Below are 12,824 nucleotides of genomic sequence, written 5' to 3' on the forward strand. Positions count from 1 at the left end.
ATCCCCAGCGGGACGCCTTGATCATTCGTTGCGTAGGCAAGACGGCGTTCGATGCCCGGGTTTGTCCACCGTTTCCCTGCGCAGTTCTCGATCACGGTCCGGCACCTTGCCCAACCAGCTGGATGATCGGCGTCTGCGCAGGCAGATAGGCGTCTTGGCGGGCCGGGGCGACGCCGGTGGGCCGGGCACAGCTCGGTCAAGTCGGGAGATCGGGCCCTGGCCGGGGCGCCAGCGCCTGCTGGCGGGTGAGGTCATTCCGACCTGGCGGCCAGTGCGTAGAGGATGGTGGTCTCGATCTTGGATTCGTCCTCGTGCCAGTCGCCGTAGACCTCGATACTCCACGCGCCGATGGTCTCGGCGTGCTCGCGGCACCAGGCGTGGATGGCCGCGTGCGCGTCCGGCAGGCCGCCGTACCCGCCGCGATGGACGGTCCGGGCGGCGCGGCCCGTCGGGGACTCGACGCATGCGACCAGGCCCTGCGGCGGGAAGGGACGGGTCACCTCGACGCCGAAGTCGACGTCGAGGCCGGCCTCGGGGCCGCCTGCGGCGTGGTGGTAGACGAAGACGTTGTGGCCGTCGTCGCGCAGGCCGGGCTGGCCGCGCAGGAACGCCCAGACCTCGTCCAGCGCGGCCCGGAAGGCCGTGGGAACCTCGCCGGGGCGGACCTGGCGGCGGACCGCGGCGAGTACCTTCGGGGCCACGGTCGCGACCTCGACCACATACGTCATGGACCAACTCTGCCAGCCGTCGTCATCGGCCGGCGCGAACGGTCGGCGCGGGCGCGGCGCTCTCAGCCGGCGTAGAGGCTGCCGAGGTTCTCGTGCATCCGGGTCGCCAGCGGTGGCGCCGCGTGGCTGTCGGTCAGCACCTCGATGTAGCAGCCGGTGCTGGCGTGCCGGGCCGTGTCCAGCGCCCGGTCGAGCTCGGCGCAGGTCGAGACGCGGGCGGTGAACCAGTCCTCGCAGCCGAGCACCCTGGGCAGTTCGGCGTAGTGCCACCGGGCCAGGTCGTTGTACGCGAGGTCCGGGTGCTTGCACAGCAGCCGTTCGATCAGATAGCCGGAGTTGTTCAGCACGAACACCACCGGCCTGAGCCGGTACCGGCCGAACTGGCTGATCTCCTGGGCCGTCAGCTGGTGCGAGCCCTCGCCGGTGATCAGCACGACGCGGCGGTCCGGGCCGGCGGCGACGGCGGCTCCGACGGCCGCGGGGGTGGCCCAGCCGATCGACCCCCACAGCGTCTGGTTCTCGAACGTCGCCCCGTAGGGAAGCCGGGCGAAGGCCATGCCCATCGAGCAGGTCCCGGTCTCCGCGACGACGATGTCGCGCGGTCGCAGGAACCTCTCCCAGCGCGGGTACAGAGTGCCGGCGGTGAGGGGGTCGTCGCCGCTGCCCGGTTCGGAGCGCATCCGGACCACGCCGGCGGACGGTCGCGGCCAGGTCCGCGTCGGCAGCCGGGCCGCGAGCGCGGTCAGCAGGTCCCTCATCTCGACGCTCGGGTAGGTCATGGCGCCGACCTGGACGTGATGGTGGCGGATGTCGACGGTTCTCGCCGGGTCGAGGTTGGCCGTGAACGCGCCGGAGTTGAAGTCGTGCATCAGCGCGCCGACCAGGACCACGACGTCACCGTCCTCGACCAGGCGCCGGACGTCCTCGTTCATCAGCTTGCCGTCGTACATGCCGACGAACCCGGGCTGGTCCTCGTCCAGCACCCCCTTGTCGGCGACCATGGTGGCGAAGGGCAGGCCGGAGGCGTCGACCAGCCGCTGCAGGTGCCGGCCCAGGCCCGCGCGGACGGCGAGGGCGCCGGGCAGCAGGCAGGCGCTGCCCGCGTGGCGCAGCCGGTCCGCCACCGCCGCGACCGCGGCGTCGAGCTGAGCCGGGTCGCTGGCCGGGGCGGGCAGCTCGGGCGCCTCGCTCGCCACCGGCAGCTCGGCCAGGTCGGCGGGGAACGCCAGGTAGACCGGGCGGCGGTGGTAGATCGCCGCGGCGATCAGGCGTTCCGTCTCGGCGGCCACGTTCTGCGGGGTCATGATCGCGCTGGCGCAGACCACCGGGTCGGACATCCGCTGGAAGAGGTCGAACTCGCCGTTTCCGAGGGTGTGGTGCACGAGCGCGTGGCGGGCCTGTACCGGCATCTTCGGCATGCCCACCAGATGGAAGACCGGGAGATGCTCGGTGTAGGCGCCGGCGATGCCGTTGATGGCGCTCAGCTCGCCGACGCCGTAGGTGGTGCTCACCGCTCCCATTCCGTGGACCCTGGCGTAGCCGTCCGCGCAGTACGCGGCGTTCAGCTCGTTGCAGTTGCCCATCCACTGGATGTCCGGATGCGCGATCACGGCGTCGTCGACGGGGAAGGCGTAGTCACCGGGGACCCCGAACACGTGGCGGATCCCGAGATCCCGCAGCCGGTTCAGCACGTGCTGGATCACGGTCGTGACCATCGGGGGAGCCCCTCCGTCGAGTGCCGGTCCGACGCGCGGCCACCTGGGCCGCCAGGTCCGCCTGGGCCGCCAGGTCCGGCCGGTGACCCGCGCCGACGGCTGTCTCTGTCGTCTCGCGAGCGGACAACTCAGGGCTCGGTACCCGTACCGGCGGCCCTCTAACGAATCCGCGCGACAGCAGGTAACGGAACGACTACGGCGGGACCTGCGGGCCACCTCGACCGGAGCTGTATACGAGCTCGGATCCGAGGCTGTATACGTCCTTTACTGATCCGTTACACGGCGACACGCGCCCCGAAACCGGACAGCCCCAGAGTCTTCGCAAGGCAGCGGCATCCAGCCCGAGGTCCCGACCGAACCGCACCGCAAGGCTCCCAATCCGGGGTGACCGCGCGGCTCACTCCTGCCCCGGCGCCGATCCCTGTCCCCGCCCGGCAATCCGTGACGTGAGCCGACGGCCGCCCCGGCCGGTTTGGATTCTCAGGCCACCGCACACCGTCCCCGTCTCCGCCGATGACAGGACCCTGGAATGACGAGCGCTCCACTCACCGTCCCGGCCCGTCCATACGAATTCACCTTTGATCCAGCGACGACGGCCCTCGTCGTCATCGACATGCAGCGCGACTTCATGGAGCCGGGCGGTTTCGGTGAGAGCCTCGGCAACGACGTGTCCCAGCTGCGGAGCACCATCGAGCCGCTGAAGGCGGTCTTCGCCGCCGCCCGCGCCGCGGGCCTTACCGTCATCCACACCCGGGAGGGCCACCTGCCGGATCTCTCGGACCTTCCCCCGGCGAAGCTGAACCGGGGGAACGCGTCGCTGAAAATCGGCGACCTGGGCCCGAAGGGCCGCATTCTCATTCGCGGGGAATACGGCCAGGACATCATCGACGAGCTCGCGCCGATCGAGGGCGAGTTCGTCGTCGACAAGCCCGGCAAGGGTGCTTTCTACGCGACCTCGTTCGGCGACATCCTGACCGAGAAGGGCATCACGAGTCTCGTCGTCACCGGGGTCACGACCGAGGTGTGCGTGCACACCACGGTCCGCGAGGCCAACGACCGGGGCTATGAATGCCTGGTGCTGTCCGACTGCGTCGGCAGCTACTTCCCGGAGTTCCAGCGGGTGGCGCTGGAGATGATCGCGGCACAGGGCGGCATCTTCGGGTGGGTCGCGCCGTCGGCCGCCTTCATCGAGGCGCTCGCGCCCCTTCCGGCGGCCTCGGCCGCCCAGTAACACCAGCCCTCAGCACCACCCGTCGCGCTGCCGGGCCATCACCGGGCGGCGACGCGGGAATTCGGACGCCGTGCTCCCGGGGGGACCGGTCCGCGTCCGCGAACAGCACGGGGACAGCCGCGCCGCGGCCGGGCCCACATTCATTGAGGAGTCTGTCATGGTGAAGTTTCCAGGGACGGGCGGCACAGCGACCGCCGGTCCGCCGCTGTGGGTCCGGGGGGACCTCAACGCGTTCTTCGGGCTCGGTATCAACGTCCTGGTCAACGTCCTGGTCCTGACCGGGCTGTGCATCGGCGTCGTCGGTATCCCGAAGGGTGACGTTCTCGGCACGATCCTGCCGGCGCTCGGCATCGCGCTGATCATCGGGAACGTGTACTACACGTACCTGGGCCGCCGGCTCGCGGCGAAGACGGGCCGCACCGACGTCACGGCGATGCCATACGGCCCCAGCGTGCCGCACATGTTCATCGTCACGTTCGTCATCATGCTGCCGATCTACCTGAAGACGAAGGACCCGTTCAAGGCCTGGGAAGCCGGCATGGCCTGGGCCTTCATCATCGGCGTGATCGTCATGCTCGGCGCCTTCGTCGGCCCGACGATCCGCCGGTACGCCCCCCGCGCGGCGATGCTGGGCACGCTGGCCGGTATCTCGGTCGCCTTCATCTCGATGCGCCCGGCCGGGCAGATGTGGGAGGCGGCCTGGATCTCGCTGCCCGTCTTCGCCCTGCTCATCGTCGGGCTGATGACCGACATCAAGCTGCCGTTCAACCTGCCGATCGGCGCGGTCGCGCTGCTGCTGGGCACGGCGATCGGCTGGGCCGGCGGCTACATGCACCCGCCGGAGGTCACCTCGGCGGCGAAGGACATCGCGCTGGCCCTGCCCGACTTCCGGTTCGACATGCTCTTCCACGGGCTGAAGGACCTCTCGCCGCTGCTCGCGACGGCCATCCCGCTCGGCGTCTACAACTTCACCGAGGGCATGACCAACGTGGAGAGCGCCGCCTCCGCCGGTGACAGCTACAACCTGCGCGCGATCCTGCTGGCCGACGGCTTCGGCGCCGTGGTCGGCTCCTGCCTGGGCTCGCCGTTCCCGCCGGCCGTCTACATCGGCCACCCGGGCTGGAAGGGCGCCGGCGGCCGCACCGGCTACTCGCTGGCCACCGGACTGGTGATCGCGGTCCTGTGCTTCTTCAGCCTGTTCAGCCTGCTCGGCGCGATCCTGCCGCTGCCGGCGATCGTGCCGATCCTGCTCTACATCGGCCTGCTGATCGGCGCCCAGGCCTTCCAGGTCTCGCCCCGGGCGCACGCCGCGGCGGTGGTCGCTGCCCTCTTGCCCAACATCGCCTCGTGGGCGGTCGGCCTGATGGACAACGTGCTGTCCGCCGCCGGCACGAGCGCGAGCCAGGTCGGCTACGACAAGATCAACCAGGCGGGAGTCGTCTACAAGGGTTTGATGATCTTTGGTGAGGGGGCCATCCTCGCCGGCCTGGTGCTGGGCTCGATCGTCGCCTTCGTCATCGACAAACGGTTCGTGTCGGCGGCGGTGTTCTCGGCGCTGGGCTCGGTGCTGTCGTTCATCGGCCTGATCCACGGGCCCAAGGTCGAGTGGGACGCCAACGGCCAGGTCGCCCTGGGCTACCTGATCCTGGCCGCCGTCTGCGTCGCCTTCGCCCTGACGAAGCCCACGCCGCGGGTGCCGGACGCCGACGAGATCGAGCTGGAGCGCATCCACGGCGTGCCGCAGCAGGTCAAGAAGAAGGACAAGGACAGCGAGGACGCCCCGGCGACGGAGGTGCCGGCCGCCGCCACGGGCTGACCGACCTGGGACACGGCCCGGTGCCGGGGGGGCACCGGGCCCGTTCTCGCACGCGTCCCACGGTTCAGCCCGGCGAGGCGCGCGCCTGACCCGGGCGCGCCCCGCCGGCCGCACCGTGCCGGGCCCGTCCCCGGTCACGCCTCCCTGGGCTTGGCGGCGTCGAAGCGGACCACCCCGCGCAGGTTGCGGCCGGCGCGCAGGTCGGCGTAGCCCTCGTTGAGGGTCTCGAGGGTGTAGGTGCTGGTGATCAGCTCGTCGAGCTTGAGCCGGCCCTGCTGGTAGAGGGCCAGCATCGCCGGGATGTCCTTCGACGGGCTGGAGGCGCCGAACAGCGAGCCCTGGATCCGCTTCTGGAACAGCACGAGGTCGCGGATCGAGACCGGGATGCCGAGGTCCTCGTCGGCGCGGCCCAGGCCGACCAGGACGCAGGTCCCGGCCTTGCGGATCGCGGCCACGCCGGCGGCGATGTGCTCTGGCCTGGTCACGCCCACGCAGACGATGGCCGCGTCGGCGCCCTGCCCGTTGGTGAAGCCACGGGCCAGATCGGTCGCCTCGGCCATCGTGGCGACCGCGTGCGTCGCGCCGAGGGTGAGCGCCGCCGCCAGCTTCCACTCGACCGGGTCGACGGCGATGACCACCGACGCGCCCGCGTGCGCGGCCCCCTGCACCGCGTTGATGCCGATCCCGCCGACACCCATCACGATGACGACGTCACCCGGCCGCACCTCGGCCGACCGGACGGCGGCGCCCCACCCGGTGCTGACCCCGCAGCTGGTCAGGCAGGCCGCCTCCAACGAGATCCCGTCCGGGCAGCGCACCGCCGACTGCACGGAGACGGTCGTCAGCTCGCTGAACGTCGAGACGCCGGCGGCCTGGCTGACGGGCCGGCCGCCGAGCGTCATGCGGCGGGTGCCGTCGGCGCGGACCCCGGACAGCACCCGGGCGCCGTTGTCGCACAGGTTCTGCATCCCCGAGGCGCACCACCGGCACGTGCCGCACATCGGCAGGAAGGACAGCACTACCCGGTCACCGACCTGCCACCCCGGCGTGTGCGGGCCGACCTCCTCGACGATGCCGGCGCCCTCGTGGCCACCGGCCATCGGCAGCGAACCGTCCGCGACGGGCAGGTCACCGGTGACGATGTGGTCGTCCGAGTGGCACAGGCCGGCCGCCACCATCCGGACGAGCAGCTCGTCCTGGCGCGGCGGCTCCAGCTCGACCTCGGCCAGCTCCCATTTGCCGGGCTGCTCGAACAGCACGGCCGCTTTCGTCAACACCGCGGTTCCTCCGGTGGATCAGTGAACCTTTTCCATTGCCGTTTGAGTGCAGGGCTCGCCTCGACAATCGGACCCATAAATGGAAAAGGTTCAGTAGTCGTCCGTGGTCTCGAACAGGCCTTCGTATTCGAGCTTCCCGTCCCGGACCCGTCCGTAGTGCAGCCAGTCGCCCTTGAACATCTGGTGGTCGAACGGCCCGCCGGCGATGTGGGTGTTCGGTCCGCCGGTGACGGCCGGCATGAACCGGATCCGCTCCAGGCCGGTCTTGACTCCCTGCCCGGTGAGGACCGGGGCCCGGTACAGCGCCTCGACGACGGTCGCGGCCATGTCGTAGGCGAGGCCGGGGATGGCGTTCGGCCACATCCACGGGTCCTCGCCGAACCGGGTGACGAACCGCTCGTGGAACCGGTGCATCCGTGGGTTCGCCGGGCACCACTGATCGATGCCGACCCAGCCCTCGAGCTGCTCGAAGCCCCAGATGTACTGCATGAACGCGGTCGTCATGATCCTCGGCGGGTCCCAGTCGGCCCGCTCCAGCGCGGCGCGTACGGCTCCTGAGACGACCAGGCCGCCGTAGCCCAGCCAGGCCAGGGCGTCGGCGTTCGCGGCCCGCAGCCGGCCGAACGCGTCGGCCAGCTCGTCGACGGTGGTCGCGTTCGTGATCTCCTCGACCGCGGTGACCCTGATCCCGAGGCGGCGGGTCTCCTGCCGGAAGAACCGGACGTACTCCTCGGAGATCGGCGACCAGGGCGCGACGACGGCGACGCTGCGGTGGCCCTGGCGCTTGAGCCAGTTGACCATCAGGGCCGGGTCGCCGCCGACGTCGCCGTTGCCGAGCCGGAAGCAGTACTCGCCGTGGAAGCCGTCGGTGCCGCACATGCTGACCAGCGGGACGTGGGCGGCGTTCGCGTGCTCGGCGAGCGCGAGCGCCGAGTCGGTGTAGTTCGCGCCGACGACGGCCAGGCAGCCCGCGTCGACGAGGCGCTGAAACGCGTCGATGCCGCCCTTCGCCGTGCCCTGCGGCAGCCCGGCGTCCTGCTCGAACAGGAACTCGTAGCGGCGGTCGAGCAGGCCGCGCTCGGTCCCCTCGTCGAACGCCATCCGGATCTCGCGCTCGAACCGGGCCCACTCCATGCCCAGCCAGCCGATCTTGATGGGGGCCAGCCTTAACCAGCGGTCCTCGATGGAGGGCGTGGGCGGCTTCGCGGTCACCGGCAGTTTCGCGGACGACGTGGTCATCACCACTCCTTGTCGAGTTCGACGGCGGCCAGTGCGTCATGGTCGGCCGCCGCGGTGCCGAGACGGGTGAGCAGCAGGGCGGTGACGGCCGGGTCGACCCTCAGCGTGATGCCCCACAGGAAGAAGCCGTGCACGATGCCGCGCCGGACGCCGAGCCAGGCGTCGTCCCAGGCCGGCGGCTCGACGCCGCCCGCGCGCAGCCGGTCCAGGTAGTGCCGCACGAGGTCGCGCTCGGCGCCGCGGCGGTCCTCGACGGTCAGCGCCGACGCCAGGTGGTAGCCGACGTCGAGGTACCAGGGCCCGCGCTGGACGAGCTGCCAGTCGACGAACGACGGCCGGCCGGCGCCGTCGAGGTAGACGTTGCCGACGTGCGCGTCGCCGTGGATCACGGCCCAGCCGTCGGCGGCGGCCGAGCGCGCGGCCAGGGTCCGGTAGGCGGCGGCGAGCCGCTCGGCGTCGCGGGCCGGCTCGGGCACGCCCGCGCCGATCGGGCCGGCGAAGTTCTCCCTGATCTCGGTGACCCCGCGCCGGATCAGGTAGCTGTCCAACCGGGGAGCGAGCCAGCCGGCGGTGGCGAGCGCGGGCCGGTTCCAGGTCGCCGCGTGCAGGCTGGCGAGCTGGTCGAGGCTCTCGGCCGCCTGGTCCGGGGTGTAGGGGCTGCGGGCGTCGAGGAACGTGGCGCCCTCGGTGACGACGTCCTCGGTGATCACGACGGCGTTGTGCGACGCCGGGTCGACGTCGGCGTAGACGCTGCGCAGGGTCCGCAGCCCGGTGCCGGCGGCGACGTCGCGGTAGAAGAAGGCCTCCGGCTCGCCCGCCTGCCGGAACTCCCGCCCCGCCTCGGTGAAGTAGCCCTTGGCGCACAGGTTCGGCGACAGGCCGGCGGCGGGCGCGCCGTCGGCCCACTCGACGTGGAACCGGGCGTTCGTCGCCACCCGGCTGATGACCGGTCCTGGCGTGACCGTCCGGACCTCGACCCCGGGGAACCGCCGGGCCAGCGCGGCGGTGAGCCACCCCGGCGTGAGCAGCTCGTCGAGGGTGTCGGGCAGCGGCGGCGACGTCGGCGCCGCCGGAGCCGTCATAACCTCGCTCCGGCGGCGCGCAGCCGCGGCGCGAGATCGGTCAGGGCCTGTAGGACCATGTCTTCTCCTCCGTCCCGGGAGGCCGGCAGCAGCGCCAGATGGCGCGCTCCGGCCGCGATGTACTCGCCGAGGCGTGCCTCGACCTGCTCGGGGGTCCCCGCGACCGCGACGCGGTCGATCATCGCCGCGAAGTCCTGCCGGTAGGTGCCGCCGAGGAACTCGGCCGCCCGGCGGCGGGCCCGGTCGCCGTCGTCGTCGATGACGAACGGCAGATAGGCGGCCCAGGTGAACCCGTCGAGGTCCCGGCCGACCGCGGCGGCCTCGGCCCGGACCATCGCGACCGAACGGGCGTACCGCTCGGCCGAGTAGAGGTACGGCATCCAGCCGTCCCCGAGGCGGGCGGCGCGGCGCATCGCGACGGGCTGCCGGCCGGCGACGAGGACCGGCGGCCCGCCCGGCTGGCTCGGCGCCGGCGCCATCCGCACTCCTTGCATCGGGAACAGCGGTCCGTCCCAGGTCACCGGCTCGCCCGTCCACAGCTCGCGCAGCAGGCCGATCGCCTCGTCGGTGCGCCGCCCCCGGCCGGCGAGCGGCACCCCGCAGGCGTCGAACTCGGCCGGGTACTCACCGCCCACGCCGGCACCGAGGGCGATGCGCCCGCCGGTCGCCACGTCGAGGTCGGCGAGCTGCTTCGCGACGATCGCGGGCTGGTAGAGCGGCAGCAGCAGCACCGCGGTCCCGACCACCGCCCGCTCGGCCTGCGCGCTGAGCCGGGCGAGCCAGGCCAGCGCCTCCGGGCCGCCGTTCGGCGACGCGACATGGCCGCCGACCCACAGCGCCTCGGCGCCGGCGGTCTCGGCGGCGGCGACACCGGCCCGGGTCCGTGGGGCGACGCAGCCGAAGCTCACCCGGTCGGCCGCGAGAACCGTCCTCGCCTGCCGCGTCGCCTCGTCCAGCTCGGTCATGCGCCGCCCTCCCTTGTCTTCCTGCCCTGGGGGTCTTCCTGCCCTGGGGCCGGGACCGTGTCCCGACCCCAGGGTGTGGCCACGCCACTGGCCTGGGCTACTGGTTGGCCACCAGCGGGGTGCAGGAGAGCTTGACGGTCGGGAGGTACTTGCCGCCGGAGAGCTGGACCACCGCGGCGCACGGGGCGGACGCCGTGTGGTTGACCGGCCACTGGGTCTGGGCGACGGCGCCGGCGACGTTGTAGCTGTAGCCGCCGCCGTTCAGGGTCTTCAGCAGACTGGCGACGGTGAGGTCGCGGCCGGTCTTCCTGACCGCGTCGAGGAACATGTCCGCCGACCAGTAGCCGGCCATCGCGGTGAGGCCGATCGGCTCGCTGGGGGCGTACTTGGCGAAGTCGGCCCGCATCTGGTCATCAGCCGCCGAGCCGCTCTCCGCCGGTGCCCACTGGAGCAGCGTGTAGGTCCCGTCCAGGTCCTTGAACCCGGCCAGCCGCGGGTCGTAGCCGAGCGGCGTGAGGATCTTCCCCTGGTAGCCGGCCGCGCGGAGCGCATCGATGATCTTGATGGCCGGCGAGAAGTCCACGATCGTGACGACCAGATCCGGCGGCGCGCCGTGGTTGGCGTGCATCAGGGCGTTCACGATGGCCGTCGGGTCGTTGAGCCCGGAGGCCGGCACCGGGTTCTCGACATACGGGACGGCGATCCCGGATGCCTTGATCGCCTTCGCGGACAGCTTCACGCCGTTGACCGCGGAGTCGAGGTCGACGCCGACGACGGCCGCGCTCCTGCCGGACCCGTCACCGCCGAGGATGGCCCGGGCGGCCATGCCCCACGCGCTCGGGATCGTGCTGCCGCCCGGGCCGGAGACCAGGCAGCCGGTGATGCCGAAGCCGAGGGCCGTACCGCAGTAGTCCGCGCTCACTCCCCAGCCGAAGAAGGGCGTGTCGGTCTTGCAGAACACGTCCGAGAAGTTGCCCGCGCGGGCGACCGCGGGCACGGCGGCGAAGACCCCGTCGTTGGCCAGGGACTCGGCCTGCGTGATGAGCCTCGTCGGGTCGGAGCCGTCGTCGCGGGTGCCGACGTAGGTGATCGTGCGCCCGTTCACGCCGCCCTCCGCGTTGGCGCGCTCGAAGCGGATCTTCGCGCCGACGTCCATGCCCGTGTTCACCGGTCCGCTGGAGCTGGTCTGGGTGATCAGGCCGCCGACCTTGATCTCGGTGTCGGTCACGCCGCGGCTCTGCGGCCCGGTCGGGTTCGGGCAGCCAAGCTTCGCCGGGTCGACGGTGATGCCGCTGTTGCTCCAGCCCGTGTCGGGCCCCGGCGTGAACGCCGCCGGCCCTACCGTGGCCGCCCCGGTGGCCTTCGGGGACGTGGCGCCACTGCCGCCGCACGCGGCGGCGGCGGTGACTAAGAAGATTCCGGCGACGGCGAGTGACGCGAGTCTTCGGGTCGAGCCCATCAGAAGCCTCCATATTTGTCTTTGTCACCCGGAAAACGGCATGGCAGGGCCGGGCAATCGGGCGACGAGTTTCCGGTACGGAACTAGAGGACGGCGCCGGACTCCTTGAGGCGCAGGATGTCGTCCCAGGTGTAGCCGTGTTCGAGCAGGACGTCCTCGGTGTGCTCGCCATGTCCTGGCGCCGGCGAGAGCGTCGGCGGCGTGTCGTCGAACTGCGCGGGGCTCGCCACCAGCGGGTATTCGCCGGACTCCTTCTTGACGGTCGTGACGAAGCTGTTCGCCCGGGACTGCGGGTCGGTCGCCGCCTCCCGGGCGGTCTGCACCAGCGACCACGGCGTCGCGAGCCGCCCGAGCAGCTCGGCCCAGTACGCCAGCCCCTGCCCGGCGAAGATCTCGTCCAGGACGGCGATGCAGGCCGGCGCGTTCGCGGCCCGGGCCGCGGCGGTGGCGAACCTGGGGTCGGTGAGGACGTCGGCCCGGTCGACCGCCTGGAAGAACTCGACGACGTGCTTCTCGGTCTGGATGCCGGAGAGGTAGACCAGCCGGTGGTCACGGGTCTGGTAGGCGGCGACGAACGGGTTGGGCAGCGCCGTGTGGCGGTTGCGGGGAATCGCGTCGATGTCGTAGAGCTGGCTCGCGACGACCCCGGGGGAGAACATCCACAGCCCCGACGACAGCAGCGAGACATCGACCACCGCGCCCTTCCCGGTCCGTTCCCTGCGGAACAGCGCCGCCGCGATCCCGCCGGCCAGGAAGGCGCCGGACGCGAGGTCGCCGAGCGCCGGGCCGGGCTGCGGGACGAACTCGTCGCTGACCTGGCTCGCGGCCTGCGCCATGCCGGTGCGGGCCCAGAAGTCGGTGTGGTCGAAGCCGCCCGCGTCGCGCTCCGGCCCCCGCGGGCCGTGCCCGCTGGCCCGGGCGTAGACGAGGCCCGGGCGCACGGCGGCCAGGTCGTCGACGTCGATGCGGAACCGGCGCCGCGCGTCGGGCAGCAGGTTGGTGATGAACACGTCCGCCGAGCGGACCAGCGTCGCCAGGACCGCCTGGCCGTCGGGGGTGCGCTGGTCGACGCCGACGCAGCGCTTTCCCCGGTTGGTGATCTCCCACATGAACGCGACGCCGACCTCGCGGTCCGGCAGGCCGGCGATCGGGTTGCCGTTCATCGGGTCGAGCGTGCCGGGCGGCACGACCTTGATGACGTCGGCGCCCCAGTCGGCGAGCACCGCTCCGGCGGACGGCGCGAAGGCGTACATCGACGCCTCCACCACGCGTACTCCGGACAGCAGGTCGTAGGGCATGGCACTCCGTTTTC

At 71.9% G+C, this 12,824-nt stretch carries 10 protein-coding genes; 2 read left to right on the forward strand and 8 right to left on the reverse strand.

From position 1 onward, the window contains the following. Positions 1–251: 251 nt before the first annotated feature. Both FRAEUI1C_RS17445 and FRAEUI1C_RS17450 read right to left on the reverse strand, forming a co-directional pair. Complete coding sequence (locus FRAEUI1C_RS17445; protein ID WP_013424637.1) at positions 252–728, reverse strand: GyrI-like domain-containing protein; 477 nt, start codon at positions 726–728, stop codon at positions 252–254. A gap of 62 nt (positions 729–790) precedes the next feature. After that, positions 791–2,443, reverse strand: a complete 1,653-nt coding sequence (locus FRAEUI1C_RS17450; protein ID WP_013424638.1) for an alpha-keto acid decarboxylase family protein — start codon at positions 2,441–2,443, stop codon at positions 791–793. A 529-nt stretch (positions 2,444–2,972) separates the two neighbouring features. On the opposite strand from FRAEUI1C_RS17450, the gene FRAEUI1C_RS17455 reads away from it, so the two are divergent. Continuing rightward, complete coding sequence (locus FRAEUI1C_RS17455; protein WP_013424639.1) at positions 2,973–3,674, forward strand: cysteine hydrolase family protein; 702 nt, start codon at positions 2,973–2,975, stop codon at positions 3,672–3,674. Between the two features lie 157 nt (positions 3,675–3,831). Next, positions 3,832–5,490, forward strand: a complete 1,659-nt coding sequence (locus FRAEUI1C_RS17460) for a permease family protein (protein ID WP_013424640.1) — start codon at positions 3,832–3,834, stop codon at positions 5,488–5,490. Positions 5,491–5,624: 134 nt separating this feature from the next. Here FRAEUI1C_RS17460 and FRAEUI1C_RS17465 read toward each other — a convergent pair whose 3' ends face one another. From FRAEUI1C_RS17465 to FRAEUI1C_RS17490, 6 genes are all read right to left on the reverse strand, one after another. Next, the gene (locus tag FRAEUI1C_RS17465; protein ID WP_013424641.1) at positions 5,625–6,767 is read right to left on the reverse strand and encodes an NDMA-dependent alcohol dehydrogenase; all 1,143 of its coding nucleotides are present in this window, start codon (positions 6,765–6,767) and stop codon (positions 5,625–5,627) included. Positions 6,768–6,857: 90 nt separating this feature from the next. Continuing rightward, entirely contained in the window at positions 6,858–8,006 is a 1,149-nt protein-coding gene (locus FRAEUI1C_RS17470; protein WP_013424642.1) for an ABC transporter substrate-binding protein, read from the reverse strand. Then, on the reverse strand, positions 8,006–9,088 hold the full coding sequence (locus tag FRAEUI1C_RS17475; protein ID WP_013424643.1) for a phosphotransferase: 1,083 nt from the start codon (positions 9,086–9,088) through the stop codon (positions 8,006–8,008). Before FRAEUI1C_RS17475 ends, FRAEUI1C_RS17470 begins: the two co-directional genes overlap by 1 nt. After that, positions 9,085–10,053, reverse strand: a complete 969-nt coding sequence (locus FRAEUI1C_RS17480) for an LLM class flavin-dependent oxidoreductase (RefSeq protein ID WP_013424644.1) — start codon at positions 10,051–10,053, stop codon at positions 9,085–9,087. Before FRAEUI1C_RS17480 ends, FRAEUI1C_RS17475 begins: the two co-directional genes overlap by 4 nt. Positions 10,054–10,150: 97 nt before the next feature. Continuing rightward, entirely contained in the window at positions 10,151–11,512 is a 1,362-nt protein-coding gene (locus FRAEUI1C_RS17485) for an ABC transporter substrate-binding protein (RefSeq protein ID WP_013424645.1), read from the reverse strand. An 83-nt stretch (positions 11,513–11,595) separates the two neighbouring features. Next, complete coding sequence (locus FRAEUI1C_RS17490; RefSeq protein WP_013424646.1) at positions 11,596–12,810, reverse strand: CaiB/BaiF CoA transferase family protein; 1,215 nt, start codon at positions 12,808–12,810, stop codon at positions 11,596–11,598. Positions 12,811–12,824: the final 14 nt, after the last annotated feature.

The sequence above is a fragment of the Pseudofrankia inefficax genome (assembly GCF_000166135.1).
Lineage (GTDB): Bacteria > Actinomycetota > Actinomycetes > Frankiales > Frankiaceae > Pseudofrankia > Pseudofrankia inefficax.